Origin of the sequence: Flavobacterium selenitireducens (assembly GCF_014748335.1) — a bacterium.
Lineage (GTDB): Bacteria > Bacteroidota > Bacteroidia > Flavobacteriales > Flavobacteriaceae > Flavobacterium > Flavobacterium selenitireducens.
Map to the genome: position 1 here is coordinate 194,938 of NZ_JAAVIY010000003.1, position 22,409 is coordinate 217,346.

25 protein-coding genes are annotated in these 22,409 nt (G+C 48.2%); 18 read left to right on the forward strand and 7 right to left on the reverse strand.

Going from position 1 to position 22,409, the window contains the following annotated elements; translation table 11 throughout:
- Window positions 1-9 precede the first annotated feature (9 nt).
- On the reverse strand, window positions 10-759 hold the full coding sequence (locus tag HC229_RS06770) for an SDR family oxidoreductase (RefSeq protein ID WP_191019708.1): 750 nt from the start codon (window positions 757-759) through the stop codon (window positions 10-12).
- A gap of 6 nt (window positions 760-765) precedes the next feature.
- Window positions 766-1,269, reverse strand: a complete 504-nt coding sequence (locus HC229_RS06775) for a CinA family protein (protein ID WP_191019709.1) — start codon at window positions 1,267-1,269, stop codon at window positions 766-768.
- A 272-nt stretch (window positions 1,270-1,541) separates the two neighbouring features.
- Here HC229_RS06775 and HC229_RS06780 point away from each other — a divergent pair, with 272 nt between their 5' ends.
- From HC229_RS06780 to HC229_RS06830, 11 genes are all read left to right on the forward strand, one after another.
- Entirely contained in the window at window positions 1,542-1,943 is a 402-nt protein-coding gene (locus tag HC229_RS06780; RefSeq protein ID WP_191019710.1) for a hypothetical protein, read from the forward strand.
- 289 nt (window positions 1,944-2,232) lie between these two features.
- Entirely contained in the window at window positions 2,233-2,466 is a 234-nt protein-coding gene (locus HC229_RS06785; protein ID WP_191019711.1) for a thioredoxin family protein, read from the forward strand.
- 59 nt (window positions 2,467-2,525) lie between these two features.
- Window positions 2,526-2,789 (forward strand): DUF2024 family protein, encoded by a 264-nt coding sequence (locus HC229_RS06790; protein ID WP_191019712.1) that lies wholly within the window; start codon window positions 2,526-2,528, stop codon window positions 2,787-2,789.
- Between the two features lies 1 nt (window position 2,790).
- Window positions 2,791-3,384: a MarR family winged helix-turn-helix transcriptional regulator gene (locus tag HC229_RS06795; protein ID WP_191019713.1), complete on the forward strand. Its 594-nt coding sequence runs from the start codon at window positions 2,791-2,793 to the stop codon at window positions 3,382-3,384.
- 2 nt (window positions 3,385-3,386) lie between these two features.
- Complete coding sequence (locus tag HC229_RS06800) at window positions 3,387-4,079, forward strand: type 1 glutamine amidotransferase (protein WP_191019714.1); 693 nt, start codon at window positions 3,387-3,389, stop codon at window positions 4,077-4,079.
- A gap of 133 nt (window positions 4,080-4,212) precedes the next feature.
- Complete coding sequence (locus HC229_RS06805) at window positions 4,213-4,953, forward strand: hypothetical protein (RefSeq protein ID WP_191019715.1); 741 nt, start codon at window positions 4,213-4,215, stop codon at window positions 4,951-4,953.
- Window positions 4,954-5,078: 125 nt separating this feature from the next.
- Window positions 5,079-6,551, forward strand: a complete 1,473-nt coding sequence (locus HC229_RS06810) for a catalase (protein WP_191019716.1) — start codon at window positions 5,079-5,081, stop codon at window positions 6,549-6,551.
- Between the two features lie 147 nt (window positions 6,552-6,698).
- Window positions 6,699-7,634, forward strand: a complete 936-nt coding sequence (locus HC229_RS06815; RefSeq protein ID WP_191019717.1) for a ring-cleaving dioxygenase — start codon at window positions 6,699-6,701, stop codon at window positions 7,632-7,634.
- A gap of 6 nt (window positions 7,635-7,640) precedes the next feature.
- Complete coding sequence (locus HC229_RS06820; protein ID WP_191019718.1) at window positions 7,641-8,270, forward strand: alpha/beta hydrolase; 630 nt, start codon at window positions 7,641-7,643, stop codon at window positions 8,268-8,270.
- A gap of 109 nt (window positions 8,271-8,379) precedes the next feature.
- On the forward strand, window positions 8,380-10,845 hold the full coding sequence (locus HC229_RS06825; RefSeq protein ID WP_191019719.1) for an AsmA family protein: 2,466 nt from the start codon (window positions 8,380-8,382) through the stop codon (window positions 10,843-10,845).
- A 79-nt stretch (window positions 10,846-10,924) separates the two neighbouring features.
- The gene (locus HC229_RS06830) at window positions 10,925-11,326 is read left to right on the forward strand and encodes a hypothetical protein (protein WP_191019720.1); all 402 of its coding nucleotides are present in this window, start codon (window positions 10,925-10,927) and stop codon (window positions 11,324-11,326) included.
- On the opposite strand, the gene HC229_RS06835 is transcribed toward HC229_RS06830, so the two are convergent.
- On the reverse strand, window positions 11,327-12,100 hold the full coding sequence (locus tag HC229_RS06835; RefSeq protein WP_191019721.1) for a TIGR03915 family putative DNA repair protein: 774 nt from the start codon (window positions 12,098-12,100) through the stop codon (window positions 11,327-11,329).
- A 2-nt stretch (window positions 12,101-12,102) separates the two neighbouring features.
- Entirely contained in the window at window positions 12,103-13,359 is a 1,257-nt protein-coding gene (locus HC229_RS06840) for a putative DNA modification/repair radical SAM protein (protein WP_191019722.1), read from the reverse strand.
- Window positions 13,360-13,650: 291 nt separating this feature from the next.
- Between HC229_RS06840 and HC229_RS06845 the strand changes: the two genes are divergently transcribed.
- Window positions 13,651-13,959 (forward strand): hypothetical protein, encoded by a 309-nt coding sequence (locus HC229_RS06845; RefSeq protein ID WP_223845551.1) that lies wholly within the window; start codon window positions 13,651-13,653, stop codon window positions 13,957-13,959.
- Window positions 13,960-13,974: 15 nt separating this feature from the next.
- On the opposite strand, the gene HC229_RS06850 is transcribed toward HC229_RS06845, so the two are convergent.
- Window positions 13,975-14,571, reverse strand: coding sequence for a riboflavin synthase (locus tag HC229_RS06850; protein ID WP_191019723.1), 597 nt, complete (start codon window positions 14,569-14,571; stop codon window positions 13,975-13,977).
- Between the two features lie 57 nt (window positions 14,572-14,628).
- On the opposite strand from HC229_RS06850, the gene pdxA reads away from it, so the two are divergent.
- The 6 genes from pdxA to accC all read left to right on the forward strand — a co-directional run bounded on the left by pdxA (window position 14,629) and on the right by accC (window position 19,621).
- The gene (gene pdxA / locus HC229_RS06855) at window positions 14,629-15,696 is read left to right on the forward strand and encodes a 4-hydroxythreonine-4-phosphate dehydrogenase PdxA (RefSeq protein WP_191019724.1); all 1,068 of its coding nucleotides are present in this window, start codon (window positions 14,629-14,631) and stop codon (window positions 15,694-15,696) included.
- 64 nt (window positions 15,697-15,760) lie between these two features.
- Window positions 15,761-16,309, forward strand: coding sequence for a YceD family protein (locus HC229_RS06860; RefSeq protein ID WP_191019725.1), 549 nt, complete (start codon window positions 15,761-15,763; stop codon window positions 16,307-16,309).
- A gap of 9 nt (window positions 16,310-16,318) precedes the next feature.
- Entirely contained in the window at window positions 16,319-16,513 is a 195-nt protein-coding gene (gene rpmF, locus HC229_RS06865) for a 50S ribosomal protein L32 (RefSeq protein WP_176006249.1), read from the forward strand.
- Between the two features lie 163 nt (window positions 16,514-16,676).
- Window positions 16,677-17,675 carry a beta-ketoacyl-ACP synthase III gene (locus HC229_RS06870; protein WP_191019726.1) on the forward strand — a complete coding sequence of 333 codons (999 nt, stop codon included), beginning with the start codon at window positions 16,677-16,679 and terminating at the stop codon, window positions 17,673-17,675.
- A gap of 24 nt (window positions 17,676-17,699) precedes the next feature.
- A complete protein-coding gene (accB, locus tag HC229_RS06875) occupies window positions 17,700-18,182 on the forward strand; it encodes an acetyl-CoA carboxylase biotin carboxyl carrier protein (RefSeq protein ID WP_191019727.1) in 483 nt (160 codons plus the stop codon).
- An 89-nt stretch (window positions 18,183-18,271) separates the two neighbouring features.
- Complete coding sequence (gene accC, locus HC229_RS06880; protein ID WP_191019728.1) at window positions 18,272-19,621, forward strand: acetyl-CoA carboxylase biotin carboxylase subunit; 1,350 nt, start codon at window positions 18,272-18,274, stop codon at window positions 19,619-19,621.
- Between the two features lie 70 nt (window positions 19,622-19,691).
- Here accC and HC229_RS06885 read toward each other — a convergent pair whose 3' ends face one another.
- On the reverse strand, window positions 19,692-20,357 hold the full coding sequence (locus HC229_RS06885) for a hypothetical protein (RefSeq protein ID WP_191019729.1): 666 nt from the start codon (window positions 20,355-20,357) through the stop codon (window positions 19,692-19,694).
- A 143-nt stretch (window positions 20,358-20,500) separates the two neighbouring features.
- On the reverse strand, window positions 20,501-22,366 hold the full coding sequence (locus HC229_RS06890) for a S9 family peptidase (RefSeq protein ID WP_408610257.1): 1,866 nt from the start codon (window positions 22,364-22,366) through the stop codon (window positions 20,501-20,503).
- Window positions 22,367-22,409: the final 43 nt, after the last annotated feature.

Below are 22,409 nucleotides of genomic sequence, written 5' to 3' on the forward strand. Positions count from 1 at the left end.
AAATTAAAATCAGATAAGTTGGAGATGGGGCCTTAGTTGGATCAGGACAACGTCGCATCGTTTTGGCTGACAGAGCGCATAGGCGATGGCAACGGCAACGTCGTTAGCGGTCAACATTTCGTTTTCGCGTGTTTTTTCGGCAAGTTTTTCGGCGTCGTTTCCCTGCATGTCGGTAGCCGTCGCGCCGGGTTCGATCAACGTGACTTTGATGCCCATTTCGTTGACCTCTTTGCGCAGCGATGCCGATAATCCTTCGATTGCCGATTTGGTCGCCACGTAAAGGCTGCTTCCTTTTTCCCTGACCTCGGCACTCATCGAGCCTACGTTTACGATGTGCCCGCCGTCTGATTTCATTCGGTCGATCGCCAACTGCGCACAACTCATGTAAGAAGCCAGATTGGTTTGCAGGATGTAATCGCGGTGTTCAAAGTCCGTGTCGACGATACTCTGAGCTGGCAAGGCAACATTGTTGATTAGGATATCGAGCCCGCCAAGTTCGGAATCCACATGTTCGAAAACCCTGAGAAGGTCTTCCCGGCGCGAGGCGTCGGCAACGATCCCTGAAAGCGAAATATTGTCGTCTGCGACGGATGCCAGCGTATCATCGAGTTCCTGACGATGTCTTCCGAATACCAATACCTTGGCTCCGAGGGTCGCAAGCAAAATGGCGGTTGCGCGCCCAATACCGGTCGTGCCTCCGGTTACGAGTACGCGCTTGCCGGATAGTTGTTGTGTTTTGTATTCATCGTAATTCTCCATTTTCAGCTATTTTACGTTAGATTGTTCGGATTTGTCAAGCAAAACCTGGAGCAAGAGATCGGCTACACGGTCGACGGCCTTGCTTGCGATTTCTTCGGGAGAGCCATCGAAGACGACGCGATCTTCCAGTATATCGTTTGGAAAAGCGATGCAGGTAAAAATGGTTCCGACGGGCTTCTCAGGCGTTTCGCTCCCGCCAGGAGACGTGAGTCCGGTCAAGGCTACGCAAACGTCCGCATGGCTTATTTTGCGGAACGACAACGCCATTGCCTTGGTAACTTCAGCCGACTCGGGCGTATAACGTTCCACAAGAGATTTCGGAATTCGCAAAAGCTCCTCTTTGAGAGAAGCGTCGTAACTTACCAATCCTCCTAAAAGCACTTTTCCCGAATTGGCGTCCAATGAAAATTCATAGCTCAACCTTCCCGCCGACGCACTTTCGGCAAAGCTGATTTTCCACTTCAAGTCGGACAGTGCCAAACAACATTGTGCAATTTTGGATTTTATCATGGTCGGGGTCTTACAGGGACTCAAAGTTCGCAAACTCAAACAAGGATTTTTTACATCATTTCTTCGAAACGAGGTGGGTTTTACGTCCTGAGTGCCTTCGGTCGCAGTCGACGCTAAACAAATCGAAAAAAATTGAATTTGTAACAGTCATATAAAGTTTTGACTGACAATTTACTACGCGAACACTAGCTTTTAAGACGATACTTTAACACGAGACCTGGCGCAACCCTTGTCAAATAGGACAATCTAGAGGGAAATTAAATTGTTTTATTATGAAAAAGATCAAATTTCAAGCAATTGCCGTAATGGCATTTTTGGCAATGGGTGCAGCATCATGCAGCGATGATGACTCCAACACTTCAACGGTTACGAAAGTAGCTTATGTGACCGATATTACGGGCCCGTCTGAAGGTGACGTAAACCAGGAACTTTCGTATGTCGTAAAATATTCGGTCGACAATGCGTGCGGCGAATTCCAACGGTACGTTGAGTCGGCCACCGGGACTACCAAAACCATTGAACTTGTGGCGCGTTACGCATCGAATAACTGCGAGGCGGCTGCCGTGATCAAGGACACAGTGTACAAGTTCAAGCCAACTGCGGCCGGCGCTTACAACCTGAAATTCAAGAAATCGGCTACGGAATTCATCACGAAGGCCGTAACCGTAGAATAATCCTTTTCGGTAAAACCCATCTTAAAAGCATTGGCAATCCCAATGCTTTTTTGTTTTCGGACATCTCACATCTTTATATCATATTGATTGGCGTTTAGCGGAATCTTGCCGACTGACGATTTGTGTTTAAGTGTAATTTACTAACAGTCAATGAATTAAAACAAAATTTGCTTTGGATTGATCCGGTTTATGATCTTAAAAAATTGTTAAAATTATGTAAAATGCGTCATTAGTTAGGATTCCTAACTATATTTGTGCCGGCAATGAAGCCAAACAAAATCGCAATCTCATGACAAAAGCAATTTTTTACCACGCCGGATGCCCGGTTTGTATCAGCGCAGAACACGACGTTATCAGCCTGATAGGAGAAGAAAAGGTCGAAATCGTCAACCTTGCAACTGCCAAACATCGCATTGACGAGGCTGAAGCGGCGGGCCTGAAATCAGTGCCGGCATTGGTTTTGAAAAACGGAAACGTGCTCCACCTCAATTTCGGAGCGTCGATGGAAGACGTAAAAGCCTGATTCATCAATCCCGGAGGTTCCGGCTTCCGGGATTTATCCACAACTTAAACAACAATCTTATGAAAGTAGCAGTTTGGGATACTTACGTAACCCGCAACGACGGATCGATTATGCATTTTGACATTGTCGTTCCCGACGAACTCAAAGACGAAAATATTATCCATACATTTGGGCAGCAATACCTGGCCGCGAAAGGGCAAAACGGTCTTACGCTCAATTCCGAGGAGTGCCGATACTGTCACATCGAAGTCGCGCCGCCTCCCGTGGTAGATGACATTGAACGACAGGGCTACTATATCGTAGAAATGGAAAATTGTAACTGAAATGGACACCCAACCACGGCAAAATAACCTGGAAGCGAAAATAGCATCAGGGCTCGAAAGAGTCTCCGAAGCCTTCCGCGTTTTGCTGTGGCAGGAAGCCAAAACGTATGGGTTGAGCCCGATCCAGGTGCAGATTCTCGTTTTTGTCCATACGCATCGCACGGGAATGGCCACTGTGAGTTCGCTCGCCTCGGAATTCAACATGACCAAGGCAACCATCAGTGATTCGGTAAAGACGTTGATCAGGAAAGAGCTCGTGCAATCAGTGTCGGATCGGTCCGATTCGAGAAGCTTCAATTTGGCGTTGACCGACTTCGGGCGTCAGATAGCCGAGGGATCGGCGCGGTTCACATCTGATATCGAACAAGCGCTCGAAAGCTTTCCCGAACTGCAAAAAGAGTCGATGTACACGGCGCTTCTGCAGCTGATTTCCCAACTCAATGCAAAGGGCGTGATTTCGCTACAGCGCATGTGCCTCAATTGTCGATTTCACTCGCGTCAGCAGGATTTCCATTATTGCAACTTGCTCGAAACTGTTCTTTCCGATGCCGAATTACGCGTGGACTGCAACGAATTTTCGGCAAAAACCGCCTGAAAATGAACTTACATATTCTTCAGCACGTATCTTATGAAGGTCCGGGCCATATTTCCGATTGGGCTTTCGAAAACGGCCACACAATTTCCTTTACCAAACTTTTTGAAGCTGCGGATTTTCCCGTACAGCTCGATTTCGACGCACTCGTCATCCTCGGCGGGCCGATGAATATCTACGACGAACAGCAATTTGGGTGGCTTGCAGACGAAAAGCGGTTTATAAAGCAAACCATTGTGACGGGAAAACCGGTTTTGGGGATATGTCTCGGCTCCCAATTGATTGCCGAGGCGATCGGAGGGAAAGTTGTGCGAAATTCCGATACGGAAATCGGATGGTTTCCGGTCCAGAAAACCGCTTTGGGCGAAAATCACCGTCTTTTGGACGGCCTGGACTTCGACAGCCCGGTATTTCACTGGCATGGCGACACGTTCGAGCTGCCGGAATCTGCCCAAAATCTTTTGGAAAATCCCGCTTGTAAAAACCAGATGTTCGCGTTCGCGGATAATGTACTCGGCATCCAATTCCATCCCGAGGCGACGCCGGCATCGATCGCACAAATGGTCATCAACGGACGGGACGAGCTTGTCAGCGCGCGCTTTGTGCAATCCGAAACGGAAATTTTAGCGCGTCATTTCTCACGACCTAATGCGGTCTTGTCCGAACTGCTCGACAGGCTGACCAACGTTCTTCGCTAGCGGTATTTCGCGCGACTAGTGCAATTTCATTATTACGCTCTATCCTTTTTATTTTAAGTAGCTGTATTTCAATATTTTGGAATCACAGCCCCGTATTCGTTTATTTTTTTATCAACCATCAAATCATTTCAACATGGAAAAATTATTCTATCTGGCCGCCGCGGCCATGGGATTGCTGTTTGCGCCCGAATGCGGCAAATGCTACAACAACGACGATTTTATCATCGAATCGGCATCGGTAACAAAAAGTCCCGATTACGGCATGACGGTCTGGGAAATCAAAGTAAAGGGAAATGCCGGAGCCACCACGCCGAAAGGTGTCGGACAACTCAACGGCGCACCGGTCCTGGGTTACGTATTCCCAACGACATTGAAGTCTACCGATGTCGGTTTCAACCCAACTGAGGGTATCGTCGCCCTTGCCCTGACTTCTCATCCTGATTTTGACGATACGCCTATGTGGGACGAGAACTATGACCGCAATTTCGGCAATGACGGAGTGATATGGCATCCGCATTGGGTGATTCTCGTCGAAGACAAACGCGTCGAAGGTGGACTCGCCGTCAAAGAATTCAAGAAAACCGACAACTCGGTAAAACTTCCGGCCAACAATCCCGGGATGGCGATGTACATGGACAGTCCCGGTTACCAGGTGGTGACAAACGGCAATACGATCCGTGTGATGGTTCCCGACTACCGCATATCCGGCAAAACCGATTTTAAATTCGACGCCGTGGCCTGCTTCATGCAAGTGAACACGGGCGGCAAGACCACACACACCGATGGAGGCAAAGGCCCCAAACCGATGCTTGGCGTCTACCAGGTGTATTCGGTGGCCAGCGGAAACTTATCGCTTCCGTATTCGGTAAAATAACTTTTTGTTTCGGGCCGTCGCGATCTGGCATTTTCAAGACGGCCCTTTTTTTAGTCGCGCCCGGGTCGAAAGAACGCAACTCAAACAAGATCCGATGAGCAACATATAACCTGAAGCATCCAATCATGGAAAATAAAAAACTTACCACGGCTACCGGGACGCCCGTTCCCGATAACCAAAACATACAAACTGCGGGTGCCCGCGGCCCAGCCTTGCTCCAAGACTTTTGGTTCCTAGAGAAAATGGCGCACTTCGACCGCGAGGTCATCCCGGAACGCCGCATGCACGCAAAGGGTTCTGGAGCATATGGCGAATTTACCGTGACGCATGACATTACGCGTTTCACCAAGGCTGACATCTTCTCGGAAATCGGGAAAAAAACACCCATGTTCGTTCGCTTCTCAACCGTTGCCGGCGAACGCGGTGCTGCCGATGCCGAGCGCGACATTCGCGGTTTCGCACTCAAATTTTACACCCAACAGGGCAATTGGGATCTCGTCGGAAACAATACACCGGTGTTCTTTATGCGTGACCCGATGAAATTCCCTGATCTCAATCACGCCGTAAAACGCGATCCGAGGACAAACTTGCGCAGTGCGAACAACAATTGGGATTTTTGGACGCTGTTGCCCGAGGCCCTGCACCAGGTCACGATTGTCATGAGCGATCGCGGCATCCCGAAATCGTACCGTCACATGCACGGTTTCGGAAGCCACACGTTCAGCTTTACCAATGCGCAACACGAGAGGTTTTGGGTGAAATTCCATTACCGCACCCAACAAGGTATTGAGAATCTCAGCGACTCCGAGGCTGCTGCAATTATCGGAGGCGACCGCGAAAGTCACCAACGCGATCTGTTCGACTCGATAGGGAAAGGCGATTTCCCGAAATGGAAATTTTATGTGCAGGTCATGCCCGAAAAAGATGCCGATTCCTATCACATCAATCCGTTTGACCTCACGAAAGTCTGGCCACATGCCGATTATCCGTTGATCGAAGTCGGGGAATTTGAGCTCAACCGAAATCCTGAAAATTACTTTGCGGAAGTGGAACAGGCGGCGTTCAATCCGGCCAATGTTCCTCCCGGGATCGGGTTTTCGCCAGATAAGATGCTCCAGGGGCGATTGTTCTCGTACGGAGATGCGCAACGATACCGTCTCGGCGTAAACAATTACCAGATTCCCGTCAACCAGTCCAAGTGCCCGTATCATGCGTTTCATCGGGACGGTGCGATGCGCGTCGATGGGAATTACGGAGGAACGATTGGATATGAACCCAACAGCTTCGGACAATGGCAACAGCAAACCGATCAAAAAGAGCCGATGCTGGCCTTGCACGGTGACGCGGGCGCATGGGATCATCGCGTCGATACGGATTACTTCTCACAGCCAGGTAATTTGTTCCGATTGCTGACCGATGAGAAAAAGCGTTTGCTGTTCCAAAACACCGCCGCCCAGATCGCGCCGGCCGAAAAGTTCATACAGATACGACATATCCGCAATTGCGCTAAAGCAGATCCTGATTATGGTGCGGGAGTGGCTGCCGCTTTGGGCATTTCGATGTCCGACGTCGAGGAATTCCAGCATTCCGCCCTGTAGAAAAACTGTGGTAGCTTTAATTTCCTTGAAGCCGGTTCCGCTCGACTGATCCCGAAGGAGCCGGTTTTTGCATTTGTTGTCCTAGTTCAATGCAGGCCGTTTTGGGCCGGCTTACTTTTGATCCATCAACCAATACATATCATTATCATGGAAAATAGAGTTTTAGGTTTGCACCACATCACGGCCCTTGCCGGAAACGCCCAACGCAATTTTGATTTCTACTCAAAGACGCTCGATTTGAGGTTCATCAAAAAAACGGTCAATTTCGACGATCCGGGAACCTACCATTTTTACTTTGGCGATGAGGTCGGAAGTGCCGGAACAATCCTGACGTTTTTCCCTTGGGGCGACCGGATTGCCCAAGGCAGAAGAGGAGCGGGAATGGCAACCGAAATCGGGTATTCCGTACCAAAAGGAAGCCTTGATTTCTGGATCAAACGGTTCGACGAGCAAAACGTCATTTATAATAAACCGGCCGTCAAATTCGGAGAGCAGTATCTGACCTTTATCGATCCTGACGGATTGAAGCTCGAACTGACCGAAGTGGAAAATGACGCCCGAAAACCATGGATAACCGCAGATGTCCCGTCCGAATTCGCAATAAGAGGTTTTCATCACATCACCTTGACGCTTAACAGCAAAACCGCGACGGCCGCTGTCCTCACCGATATTTTCGGATACCACTTGCAGCAACAGGATGTCAATCGCTTCCGTTATGTAACCGATGCCGTCGAGAGCGCTGCGATCGTGGATATCGTCGAAATTCCGTCCGAAGAAAAGGGACGGGGCGCCAACGGAACCATCCACCACGTTGCGTTTCGTGTGAAAGACGATGCCGCACTGATGGAGTTCCGACAAAAGATAGCAGCGTCCGGATTGAGCATTACGCCGCAAATCGACAGGCAATATTTCCATTCGCTTTATTTCCGTGAGCCGGGAGGCGTGCTGTTCGAAATCGCTACCGACAATCCCGGTTTTATGGTAGACGAAACGCTTGAAGATTTGGGCAAAGGCCTCCAACTTCCGGCACAACACGAGAGCAAACGCGCCCAGATCGAGGCTATTTTACCCACCATCAGTTAAGTTATCATGGAATATTCACCATTAAAATACATTTACAGGTCGGCCGGAAAGGCGGAGGCGTTCACGCTGCTGCTTTTGCACGGAACGGGCGGCAACGAACATGATTTGTTGTCTCTGACCAATTATTTCGGCGACGGATTCAACGTACTTTCCGTTAGAGGAAATGTTGAGGAAAACGGCATGCCGCGTTTTTTCAAGCGAAAGGCGATGGGGATTTTCGACGAACAGGATCTCGGGTTCCGAACAGATGAATTAAAGCATTTTCTCGAAAAAGTTGCCGTGTCAGAAGGTTTCGACGTGACGAAGATCGTCGCTCTCGGCTATTCGAACGGTGCCAACATCGCCGGGGCGACGCTAGTTCTGCATCCGGATTTCCTTGCAGGTGCGATATTGTTCCGGCCGATGCCGCCGTTTCGGGACAATCGCCAGAAAAACAGTCTCAGGCCGACACCGGTGTTTTTGTCTAACGGCTCTCAAGATCCCACTGTCGATAAAGACGAGAACCGAAAGTATACAAATGCTCTCTCGAGCGCCGGGTTTTTGGTGGACGATCACAGCATCGCTACGGGTCACAGTTTGTCGGAGCAAGATCTGTTGCTTGCGTCCGAATGGTTTCGGAAACATTTTCCATCATGACAAGAACCTGCTTCGGCGGGTTTTTTTGTGAGGCGTTGACAACGGTTTCCCAAAAGAAACACGGATTCGCGCGATTTCGACTATATTTAAGAATTACAACATTCTCGAAATGGAAATCCAGGATCCGGCAGCAAAAATTACCAAAACCCGCAATAGGCGATGGATCAGGATCATCCTGTTGGTGTTGGCCGTGCCTTTGATTTTGCTTGTCATCGGATTCGTGTCGATCGGGTTGTACATCCAAAGCAACAAAGACGATGTGTTAATTCAGGTTAGCCAAAAACTCAACGAAAATCTCGACGGTAAACTCGTTATTGGCGATTTAAAGCCAGAGTTTTTCAGCGGATTTCCGAGGGTTTCGCTGCGGCTTGTCGATGTCGCGCTGACCGACAGGCACTTTGCAGATCACAATCGGAAGCTGCTCTCGGCCTCAAAGATAGACGTGTCGGTCAATGTGTTGGCGCTTATTTCGGGTACTGTCGAAATCAGGAAAATCGCGATCGAAGATGCATCCGTCGATATTTTTGTGACGGCCGATGGTTATTCGAATACCTCTGTTTTTAAGAAAAAGCCTGCGTCTGAAAGCAAAAGTGGCGGTACAGCTTTCGAGTGGCGAGAGTTTCGTTTGGAAAATGTAGCGTTCCGGATCGAAAATTCCGCAAGGCGCAAACTTCACCATTACAAGGTAAACAAGCTCGACGGTAAAGTCGACCCGAGAGCCGAAGGATGGCAGGCAAACGTCGATTACGATATTCTCGTGGAGAGCATGAGCTTCAATACCAAACATGGCAGTTTCTCCAAAAACAAGCGGCTCAAAGGCAAGTTCGACGTGCGTGCCGACGGCCTGTCGAATTACAGATTAGTGCAACAGCCAATCGACATCGGGAACGAACATTTTACGCTTGCCGCGGAATTTAGCTTTGAAGGAACGGATGCCCGCTTTGCGATCCACCTTGTAAATAAGAAAATTCTTTGGAAAAATGTGGCGGCGCTTTTGTCCGGTAATATCAGCGAAAAACTGTTGTTGTTCGACATGTCGAAACCAATCGAGGTGCGTTGCGATCTCGAAGGCGACTTCAATTCGTTCGATGATCCGCTGATTTACGTCCAGGCCAAAGTGCGCAACAACGACCTGCAAACTCCCGGTGGATTGGTTTCCAAGTGCAATTTCGATGGAACCTTTGCGAATAATTACAACAAAAAAAAGCCGCTTGGCGACGCGAATTCGGTCATTTTGCTTCGGAATCTCTCGGGCGAATACGGAACCGTGCCCTTTTCAATGCCCGTAATTTCCATCGCGGACCTCGACAATCCTACCGCGAAAGGAAAACTGATTTCCGGCTTTGAACTGACGCGCGTAAATTCGATAGTCGATAAAAACCTGCTCGATTTTAAAGCAGGCAAGGCCGAAATCGACGTAGATTTCACTGCCGACGTCATCGACCACAAGCTCGCACGGCCCAAGATTCTCGGGAAAATCGCGGTGTCGAATGCCAATTTAATTTACGGCCCGAAGAAAATCGGTTTGGAGGACGTTTCAGTCAACCTTGATTTCAATTCGCGCGATTTGTTCATCCGGAATATCCACATAAAAACCGCCAAAAGCGATGTGCTGATGGACGGAAAAGTAGAAAACTTCCTGAACCTGTATTATATCGCTCCCGAAAAAATCGTGCTGAATTGGAACGTTTACAGCAAAAAACTCGATTTGATGGAATTTGCCGGATTGGTTGCGAAACGTCAGACGCGATCCACAGCAAGCAAGAAAAAAGGGAACTTTACTAGTGAGCTTAACGAATTTATGGAAAGCAGTTCGGTCCGAATGGCTATGAAAATCGACAAGCTCTCGTACAATAAGTTTTCGGGAAGCGAGGCCACGGCGATTGTCGACATCACTGAATCTGGAATGTACCTCAAAAAAGCCGGGTTGAAGCACGCCGGCGGCCGCATCCAGATCGAAGGGGAATTGGTACATGCGGTAAAACGCGAAAATTACAGATTTTCGGCAAAGGTAAAAGACGTGAACGTAAGGACATTTTTCCAGTCGTTCGACAATTTTGGTATGGAGACCCTCACGTCCAAAAACCTATCGGGTAAACTGTCGCTAGATGCCAAATTGAGCGGTCACATGACGGGTGAACGTGCGCTGTTGCCAAAATCGATGCAGGGAAAATGTGAGTTTTCATTGCGAGACGGGGCGTTGCTTAATTTCGAGCCCATACAAAGCGTCGGAAAGATTGCCTTCAGGAGGCGCGACATACAAAATATTGCGTTCAAGGATTTACACGGGATGTTCGAGGTAAAGGGCGAGAAGGTTCACATTGCGCCGATGAAGATCAGTTCCAATGTGCTCAACCTCGATGTGGAAGGCGTTTACTCGTTTGGATCCGGAACGAATTTATTGATCGACGTGCCGCTGCGCAACCCTAAAAAAGACGAGGAAATTTCTGATGAGGCCGAACTTGAGAAACGGCGCCATCGCGGAATCGTGCTGCATCTGCTCGCTTCTGACGATCCAGAAAGCGGGAAGGTCAGGATAAGCGTGAAAGGAAAAAGAGCGTCGACTCAAAATTAACAATTAGTACAGTTTTTCTGTAACCGGCAAAGCGGGATCGGGCGTAATTTTATGCTGTACACGCCTAAATCCTTTTGTCATGAAATCCTCTTCGTTTATTGCCATTTTGCTGTTCCCATTCTTTTTTTTCGCACAGTCGGACCTCGACAAGGTTATGAGAGGAGGTGAACTGTTGCTCGGAAGCCTGACCATTTTGAAAATGGCGCGATCCGATGATAAAAAGAAAGATTCAAAGTTTGTGGAGGCTATTTGTGTCCGAAACCGCATGGCACAAAAAGTGACGTTCCGTATGACGGGCCTCGACAGGGAAGCAAACGAAATCACGCGGGAACTCGTCGTGCCAAAAGAAGGGAAAGAATGCGCGTTCGACGTCCCGAAAGCGACTTACACGTACGAATTCATTCTTGGCACTGGCGAAGTCTATAAAAAAGGAGAATACAAAATCGAAGATCCGGTCACTTTTACGTTGAAAGATCCTTGATCAATTGTGTTGTTTTTCAGTCAGATATCGCCAATAGCGCCTTGGGACGTGCTGTAAATGAAGTTTCATGTTCCGTCGTGCCGGTATATTCGTACTGCGGAAGTAATCGTTCCACAAAAGCCCGTAAAGTTCTTCGTTTTCGTCTACGGCTTTGGCCGGAAGGAAGGAGGTCGAAGACTCGGTTTCACTGACGAAATCGATCTTGATTTCTTCGACCTTTTCAAGATTGTAGAACAGGCCGTATTTGCGTTTGAGATCGTAAATGATCCACATCTGGTCGGCGTAACGGTTTTTAAAAAAGGTAGCGATGAGTGGCAGAACGTTGTAATCCGGCTCGATTGGGGCATAAAAAATACCGTCGGAAGTTTTCTGGAACCGAATAAAGGCCTTCATGCGATGTCGTTCGCGATTTACGCTTTTATCGGTTTGGGAAACGGCCATCACCGAAGCATTGCCAAAATTCGTCTCAGCTCCTTTCGGATTGTCGAAAATATAGTGGGCAAAGTCAAACAGGTGTTGGAAGCTTTCAGGCAATTCGGACAAGTATGTATTGTAGAAACGCTGCTGCCAATCGGGAGGGAGCTTTTTCTTGAGGCCTTGCCACACCCGCCTGGCTTTGATTTCGTCGGTGGTGACTATGTGGTCGTCTCCGATAAGCCCGGGTTGATGGCGTTTTTCGCAAATCACCGATACGTGAATTGACTTGAGCTCGTAACTGTCAAAAATTGCGGTTAACAAACCTTCGAATGAGCCGTCAAATACGTAGGTAATCATGGTCAGAACAGCGTGAGTTGATTTTGGGGAATTTTGAGGTATTTGCTGTTGCTTTCGGAAAGAATTCGCGATTTGATGGAAAAAGCTTCTGGATTGTTGAGTTCGAAAATGCTATCGGCACAGCGGATAAAGTGCTTGGCTCGATTCCAGGCGATCCCGATTTTTTGCAATTGATCTGAACGAAGTTTGCAGAATTTCCTGGCTTGCACAATTTTGTTGGCCGATCCCACTCCAATTCCAGGAACCCTGAGGATCATTTTATAATCCGCAGTGTTGATATCGATTGGAAACTGGTCCATGTTGCGCAACGCCCAACCTAATTTCGGGTCGATATCCACATCGAGATGAGGATTTTGAAAATTGAGCAGTTCTTTGACATCAAATCCATAAAACCGCATAAGCCAATCGGTTTGGTAGAGCCGGTTTTCGCGCAAAAGGGGAGGCTGGCTGCCAATGATGGGCATTCGTTCATCGTAACTGATCGGAATATAGCCGGAGTAGTAAACCCTCTTAAGCTCGAATTTTTTGTAATAGGCATCCGCGCTATACATAATTTCCATGTCGGTTTCCGGAGTGGCGCCAATCACCATTTGCGTGCTCTGACCAGCCGGAACGAACTTAGGTGTGCTTTTGATCAGTTTTTTTTCATCCTTAAACCTCACAATGTTTTCCTGAATGAAGCCAAGCGGTTTTTTGACTTCCTCGTGCGACTTATCGGGAGCGAGAAGTTTTAATCCGGCTTCTGTCGGCATTTCCAGGTTGATGCTCATCCGGTCAGCATATAGGCCGGCTTCGGTCAACAATTCCTGGCTCGCACCCGGGATCGTTTTTAGGTGAATATAGCCGTAAAAGCGTTGCTCGAGTCGAAGTTTTTTTACGATCCGAACCAAGCGTTCCATGGTAAAGTCTGGATTTTTAAAAATTCCGGAACTTAAGAAAAGGCCTTCTATATAGTTGCGGCGGTAAAAATTCATGGTCAGGTCAACCACTTCCTCGACGGTAAAAGCCGCGCGTTGCACATCGTTGCTCTTTCGCGAAACGCAAAAAGCACAATCGAAAATACAATGATTCGTTAGCAGGATTTTAAGAAGTGATACACAGCGTCCGTCTTCGGTATACGTGTGACAGATTCCGGATGCGCTGCTGTCGCCCAAACCTTTGTTCGTATTTTTCCTACTGCCTCCGCTTGAAGAACAAGAAACATCGTATTTGGCGGCATCGGCGAGAATCGACAGCTTCTCCCTTATTCTACTTGACATTTTATGGGGCTTTACTTAAATATACGGGAAACCGCAACAATTAATTCTCCAACATTTGTTAAAATTGCAACATCAATGATTACACTTAGTAGAAATTGGATATTTTGCAACGATATCTGGACGGTGGAAAAAACTAAAACGCTCTTTTCTACGTTAATGTCAATTAAAAGTTCCGGAGTTGGATTTGAAATCGTACATTTGCAAGCGCAAAATTTGGCGAATGTTCATTTTATAACAAGAAATTGTTAAATGTGTTGATTAAATTAGGTATTTGGGGATTAACATTGCCTATTGTTCAAAAAATTAATTTATTTGCTGAAAAATTTTGCTAAAAAGATTTTTTATTTACTTTTACGGCCTATGAAATTTGTCCCAAAAACAGTACTGACAGTTGCGTCCGTGGCGATGTTTACGCTTACGGCGGTCATGATTGCCGGCGTTTCATTAGCGGCTCCGGGCGGTCCGCCGCCGCCGTCGCCAACTGATCCGGTTCCTCCGGGATTGCCTATTGACAATGGCTTGATAGGATTGGGGATAGGGGCGTTAGCGATCGCATTTTACAAAATCAACCAAGTGAGATATAAAAAAACCCGGGCTTAGACTCGGGTTATTTCTTTAACGGATGTCGCGAAATCCGTAAAGGCGCGCGATGTATTTTCCGACCACGTCGAATTCCAGATTGACCGTCGACCCGATTGCGATGTGCTTGAAATTGGTATTATCGTATGTATAAGGGATGATAGCGACGCTAAATTCCCCGGCTTCCGAATCGACGACCGTAAGGCTCACGCCGTTTACCGTAATCGAGCCTTTCTCGATTGTGATATTGTTTGCTTCCTGATCGTACGAAAATCGGAATTCCCAACTCCCATTACCTTCTTCGGCCGAAATGCAAATCGCGGTCTGGTCGACGTGGCCCTGAACGATGTGTCCGTCGAGCCGGTCGCCGAGACGCATTCCTCTTTCGAGATTGACCTCGTCGCCGACGCTCCATTCGCCGATATTGGTTTTTGCAATAGTTTCCTGAATTGCCGTAACGGTGTAGTGATCTGACTCGATGTTTACTACCGTAAGGCAAATGCCGTTGTGAGATACGCTTTGGTCGATTTTGAGCTCGGAGGTTATCGAAGATTGGATCGTTACGTCCAAATTGCCTCCATTGCGATCAATATTGCTTACGATGCCTAGCGTTTCGATGATTCCCGTGAACATTGTGGTTTTAATTTTCTAAATTTGCCCTCAAAATTAGCAAATAAAATCCGTCGGGGCATGACCAAGAAAGCAGAAAACATACTAGTTGGGATATCAATCGGGGACCTGAACGGAATCGGGAGCGAGGTCGTTCTCAAGACCTTTGAAGATTCCCGAATGCTCGAGTTCTGCACGCCCGTGATTTTTGCTAATGTAAAGGTGTTGTCGTTCGTTAAAAAGACATTCGAGTCCCAATCCATGCTGCATGGAATCGACAGCCTCGACCAGATTGTCATCGGAAAGATCAACGTGCTCAACGTCTGGCGGGAGCCGGTCGATTTGAACTTCGGGTCAAATGATGAGAAAATCGGCGAATACGCAATCAAGTCGTTCACTACGGCTGTCGCTGCGTTGAAAGACGGCGGCATAGATGTCCTGGTAACGGCGCCGATCAATAAATACAACATCCAATCTGAAGAATTTAAATTTCCCGGACATACCGACTACTTAGCCCAGGAATTACAGGGCAATGCGCTCATGCTTATGGTCAAGGACAATTTGCGCGTCGGGTTGCTTACCGATCACGTTCCCGTCAACGATGTCGCTTCCCATTTGAATGAGACGCTCATCCGCACCAAGATTGAAACGGTAAAAAAAGCACTGATCCAGGATTTCAGCATCAACAAGCCGAAAATCGCGGTGCTTGGGCTCAATCCGCATGCGGGCGACAATGGCGTAATCGGTAAAGAGGACGAGCAATTGCTGCGCCCGGTCATAAAAAAAATGTTTGAAACGGGCACGATGGTTTTCGGACCGTATCCGGCTGACGGTTTCTTCGGAAGCGGGCAATATGAGAAGTTCGATGCGGTCATCGCGGCCTATCACGACCAAGGCCTGATCCCGTTCAAGACACTTGCATTTGGCAAAGGCGTGAATTATACGGCAGGTTTGGATAAAATCCGCACGTCTCCGGACCACGGCACGGCATACGACATCGCAGGTAAAGGAATAGCCGACCACAGTTCGTTCGCCGAGGCCGTCTACATGGCAATCGACATATTCCATTCCCGGATCGGCCATGCGGAAATTTCAAAAAATCCTTTGAAAATCAAGGAAAAAAGCCTCGAATCAAAAAAAGGCAATTAAGTCTTTTGTTGTTATAAATATTTTTTATCTTTGCCCACCCGAATTCGGGGCAAATTGTGTGATGATGAAACAGTTGAATGAATTTTTAATTTCGTTCGCGGGATTAAAACTAGGAAAGCACCAATTTGAGTATCAGATTGATAAAAAGTTCTTTGATGAGTTCGGTTACGACGAGTTTGAATCCTGCAATATCACGGTAAACGTGGTGCTGGATAAGAAAACAACCATGCTCGAGTTGAGTTTCAAGCACAAGGGGACGGTTTTCCTGCCTTGTGACCTTACAGGCGAAATGTTCGACCTGCCCGTGAAAGGCAAAATGAACCTGATCGTACAGTTTGGTGACGAGTTCAACAACGACAACGAGGAATTGCTGGTCCTGCCGCATGGCGAGCACCAGGTTGACGTGTCTCAATATATTTATGAGATGGTCGCCTTGTCGATTCCGCAGAAACGCGTCCATCCCGGAATTAAGGACGGAACGCTCCAGTCGGACGCGCTCGACAAGCTCAATCAGCTCAAAGTAACGGCTAAAGAAGTCAAAAACGATAAAAAAGAAGAAAGCACTGACCCACGTTGGGACAAATTAAAGTCACTGTTAAAAACGGATAAATAAAAGAATAAAATGGCACATCCTAAGAGAAAGGTTTCCAAGACCAGAAGAGACAAGAGAAGAACACACTATAAGGCAACGGTAGCCACTATCGCTACTTGCCCGGTAACAGGCGAAGCTCACCTTTACCACAGAGCTTACTGGCATGAAGGCAAAATGTACTACAGAGGCCAGGTAGTTATCGATAAGACTGAAGCGGTTGCCTAACGCACTGTAATTCAGACAATGTAAACTCTCACGTCGTGGGAGTTTTTTTTATTGCCTAGGATTTTAGTCGGAAATAACGTTTTCGGAAGCCGACGTTTGTCGAAAATTTTGTAATTTCAACACCTTTTACGGGAAACTCCCACAAAAGAAAACTTCTCTATCTATGAGCAAAATCACAGCCGCCATCACTGCTGTAGGAGGTTACGTCCCAGATTTCGTACTCTCCAATAAAGTCCTTGAGACCATGGTAGATACCAATGACGAATGGATTACCTCCAGAACAGGCATCAAGGAAAGAAGGATTTTGAAGGATGCCACGAAAGGCACATCTTATCTCGCCATAAAAGCGGCCCAAAACCTTATCGAGCGCGGGAATGTCAATCCTGCCGAAATCGATATGGTACTTCTAGCCACTACAACTCCCGATATGCCGGTTGCGGCTACAGCGGTTTACGTCGCTACCCAGATTGGAGCGGTAAACGCATTTGCTTATGATCTTCAGGCGGCTTGTTCGAGTTTTCTTTACGGAATGTCAACGGCGGCGGCCCATATCCAAACCGGGCGTTACAAGAAAATTCTCGTAATCGGAGGCGACAAAATGTCCTCTATCATCGACTATACTGACCGCGCGACGTGCATCATTTTTGGTGACGGAGCCGGAGCCGCACTTTTCGAACCCAATGAGGAAGGTCTCGGCCTTCAGGACGAATTTCTTCGTTCGGACGGGATCGGGCGCGAATACCTCAAAATCGACGCCGGCGGATCTTTGCTTCCGGCATCGAAAGAAACCGTAGAAAACCGTCAGCACTATGTTTTTCAGGACGGCAAAACCGTTTTCAAATACGCCGTTACCGGAATGGCCGACGTATCCGAAAAAATCATGGAGCGCAACAATCTTTCCGAATCGGACGTCGATTGGCTCATCGCCCACCAGGCGAACAAAAGAATTATCGACGCTACGGCCAATCGTATGGGAGTTGCGGAAAATAAAGTGTTGATCAATATCGAAAACTACGGAAATACCACCTCCGGAACCCTACCGTTGTTGCTCAGCGATTTCGAGCACAAATTCAAGAAAGGCGACAACCTCATTTTCGCGGCCTTCGGCGGCGGATTCACCTGGGGCGCGATCTACCTTAAATGGGCATACGACGCTAAATAACTAAACATACCAAATTACAATCTTATGGATATCAGAGACATTCAGAACCTTATCCGGTTTGTAGCCAAATCGGGAGCTACCGAAGTAAAACTGGAGATGGACGATTTCAAGATCACCATCAAAACCACGACCGAAGCCAGCGCACCTGAGGTGACGTATATCCAACAGGCTCCGGTTGCAGCGATGCCACAAGCTGCCGCTCCGGTTGCCGCTCCTGCTGCTTCAACACCGGCCGCTCCAGTTGCTGCGGCTTCGGAAGATTCAAAATACATTACGATCAAGTCGCCGATCATCGGAACGTTCTACCGCAAACCGTCTCCGGACAAACCGGTGTACGTTGAGGTTGGAAGCAACATCCAGAAAGGTGACGTGCTTTGCGTCATCGAAGCGATGAAACTTTTCAACGAAATCGAGTCGGAATACTCTGGAAAAATCGTGAAAATCCTTGTGGATGACATGTCTCCGGTAGAATTCGACCAACCTTTGTTCCTGGTTGACCCGTCTTAAAATATTTTGAATGTTGAAGATTGAATTTTGGACAAGGCTAGCCTGTCCCGATTTCGATATTCGACATTTTTCATTTAACACAGACCATTATGTTTAAGAAGATATTGATCGCAAATAGGGGAGAGATCGCGCTTCGCGTTATCCGGACCTGCCGTGAGATGGGAATCAAGACCGTTGCCGTTTATTCGACTGCGGATGCGGAAAGCCTTCACGTAAAATTCGCCGACGAAGCGGTCTGTATCGGCCCGCCGCCGAGCAACCAATCGTATCTCAAGATGTCCAACATCATCGCTGCGGCCGAGATCACCAACGCTGACGCGATCCATCCGGGTTACGGATTTCTTTCGGAAAATGCCAAATTCTCCAAAATATGCCAGGAGCACGGCATCAAGTTCATCGGCGCTTCTCCTGAAATGATTGAAAAGATGGGCGACAAGGCCACGGCAAAAGCTACGATGAAAGCAGCCGGCGTTCCCTGCGTTCCCGGTTCCGACGGATTGTTGGAATCGCTCGAACACGCCAAGCAAGTCGCCAAGGAATCGGGTTATCCGGTAATGATGAAGGCCACTGCAGGTGGTGGCGGTAAAGGAATGCGTGCGATCTGGAAGGAAGACGAGCTCGAGAAAGCATGGGAGAGCGCGCGACAGGAAGCTGCCGCGGCTTTCGGAAACGACGGAATGTACATGGAAAAACTGATCCAGGAGCCGCGCCACATTGAAATTCAGGTTGTGGGCGACGCTTATGGAAAGGCATGTCATTTGTCCGAGCGCGATTGTTCGGTACAACGTCGTCACCAAAAGTTGACCGAAGAGACGCCATCTCCGTTCATGACGGATGAATTGCGCGAAAAGATGGGTCTTGCCGCTGTCCGCGCAGCCGAGTACATCAAATATGAAGGTGCCGGAACCGTGGAATTCCTTGTCGATAAAGACCGCAATTTCTATTTTATGGAAATGAACACGCGCATCCAGGTCGAGCACCCGATCACCGAGCAGGTAATCGATTACGACTTGATCCGCGAGCAGATTCTCGTGGCGGCCGGCGTTCCGATTTCAGGAAAAAATTACCTTCCGCAATTGCATGCGATCGAATGTCGTATCAATGCTGAAGATCCATATAACGATTTCCGACCGTCACCGGGCAAGATAACGACGCTTCACGCTCCTGGTGGGCACGGCGTTCGCCTCGATACTCACGTTTACGCTGGCTATACGATTCCGCCGAATTACGATTCGATGATCGCCAAGCTGATCACGACGGCCCAAACGCGTCAGGAAGCCATCAACAAAATGAAGCGGGCGCTTGACGAATTCGTCATTGAAGGTATCAAAACGACGATTCCGTTTCACCGACAGTTGATGGACGAGCCGGCTTATGTCGAAGGAAATTACACCACGAAGTTTATGGAAACTTTCAAAATGAACGATCCAGCGGAATAATTCCGGATTTCGAAATATCAAAAAACCTGTCCAGACGACAGGTTTTTTTTATGTCCGAGTATCATCGAGATTATTGTTGTTGGGCGATCCAAAAAAACGAGTCTTCCCGCGTGCCTGTGACTCCCGCATTCAACAGGTCGGCGTAGATCTGGAAACTGAGGGTGTCTCCCGGAGCCAGTTTTACAAGCGTATTGACACTTCTGATCGGAGGTGAGACCGTTATCGAAAGCACGGAAATGTTTCCGAAACCACTTCGCGCGATGACACTTCCGTTTTTGACGACCGCGATCCCGAAATTTGAAGTCAGGCTTAACGCCGCGGATGCTTTGATTTGTGCGCTCACGGAATAAATTCCGGCATTGGCCGCGGTAAACGTATAGGTGGTGTTGTTGTATTCATCGTTTTCGTCGAATTCCTCAAATCCGAACGGTGCCGTCGCAACGTTGGCCGAACCTAGGGAAATCGTCTGGTTGGCGGTAGAGGAAAGCCCGCCTTTTACAAATGATTTCAGGTGGCTCATAATGACATTGCGCGAAGTGACGCGTACGATATTTCCGTTTTGATCAACGACGAGCAGCGAATCTTTCGGCGCAGACAAGCGCGTTGTTGCGGCGGTGGTCCGCAAGCGCATATTGCCGTTTACGTCGAGGGTGGCCGTCGGTGTGGTGGTGTTCACACCTACTTGCGCCGATGCTGACAATCCAGTCAGAATCAGCAATATCAGCATTGCTTTCATAGTCGGTAAACTTGGGACGGGAAAGGTAATGCTAATTTAAATATTCGCAAAATGAGAATATCAATCGTGTAACATATTCGCTTAAAAAGCAAAGTCCGATATCGGAAAATTCTGATATCGGACTTTTTCTCAAACATTATATCCTAAAGCGTCTCTTTGAGCCACTTGAAAAATTCGCGTTGCCACACCATTGCGTTCTGAGGTTGTAACACCCAATGGTTTTCCTCCGGGAAATAAAGGAAGCGGCTTTTGATACCAAGTAGTTGTGCCGCCTGGAAAGCTTCCTGTCCTTGACCGATCGGAACGCGAAAATCTTTTCCGCCTTGGATGATCAGGATTGGCGTGTCCCATTTCGTCACGTTATTGATCGGATTGAACTCTCCGTAAGTGCGCTTGGCATCCGCATTGTCTTTTTCCCAATAGGCGCCGCCTCCGTCCCAATGGTTAAAGAAAACCTCTTCTGTCGTTCCATACATCGATTGCAGGTTGAACACACCGTCGTGAGCGATAAACGTTTTGAAGCGCTTATTGTGGATTCCGGCCAGATAAAAAGCCGAATATCCGCCGTAGCTGGCGCCGACGCAGCCCAGACGGCTTTTGTCCACATAATTTTCTTTAGCGACATCATCGATCGCTGAGAGGTAATCTTTCATGACCTGTCCGCCCCAATCCTTGCTGATCTGTTCGTTCCATTCTACGCCATGTCCCGGCATTCCGCGACGGTTCGGCGCGACTACGACATAGCCTTGTGCGGCCATCAACTGAAAGTTCCACCGAAACGAATAGAATTGGGAAAGAGCCGATTGTGGTCCGCCTTGGCAATATAATAACGTCGGGTATTTTTTGTTCGGATCGAAATTCGGAGGCAGGATTACCCAAACGGTCATTTTCTTGCCGTCGGTCGTGTTGACGATGCGTTTCTCGATTTTGCTCAGCGCCAGTTTATCGTAAATCGCTTTGTTCACGGTTGTAAGCTGCGCCCACGATTTCTTTTTGAGATCGTACGAATACAATTCCGCAGCATGGTTCATGTCGGTGCGGCTCACGATGGCTTTGTCGCCAACGAAGTCTACTATTCCGGCCACGTCAAACACGCCGTCGGTCAATTGTTTTACCGAAACCGCGATTTTGGTCAACCCAGGGAAGTTGACTTCGAAGAGCTGTTTGGTTCCTCCAACGGGCGCGACGAAATAAACCTTTTTCCCGTCTTTGCTCCATTTGAAGTCTTCCACGGTTCCGTCCCAACCCGAGGTCAAGTTGATATCGACGCCTTTATGGCTTACGATGATATCGTTTTTATCGGCTTCGTAACCGTCGCGTTTCATTTGGAGCCAGGTCAGGTCTCCGTTTGGAGCAAACTTCGGATGGGTATCGTAACCCGGATTTTTCTCCGTGCGATTTACCGTTTTGCCGGTAGCGATATCGTACTGATAAATGTCGGTGTTGGTGCTTTTCGCGTATTCCGTTCCCGATTTTTTCTTGGCGACATAGACGATACTTTTCCCGTCAGGCGACCAATTGTAATCTTCGTCACCGCCAAACGGTTTCTGGGGAGAATCGAACGGTTCGTTCGCCAAAAGGTCGGTTCCTTTGGCGCCTTCCTTGTTCTCGCGGAAGAAAACATGATTGTACGATCCCGTATTCCAAGTATCCCAATGGCGGTAGTCGAGGCCGTCGTAAATCTGTACGTCCGATTTTTCGAGCTCCGGATAAAAATCCTTCCCGTTGACCTTGGCCAGTTTGACCTCTTCGTGGTAGGCGATATATTTTCCGTCAGGCGAAACGTTCTTGTCGTTCAGAAGCGACTTGTAGTCGGTCACTTCGACCGCTTTACCGCCACCTACGGGAACGGTAAAATATTTTGAACTCGATTTGTTTTCCTCGACCGACGGCGTCGAAACTTTATACACTACGTTTTTCCCGTCCTTTGAAATCCCGAGACCCGAAACGCGTCCCAGTTTCCAAAGCAAATCAGGCGTCATGGTTTGTTGTGCGTGCGCGGCGCTCATGCTTAAAATGGTAAAAGTTAGAAATGCGGCTTTCCTCATGTCG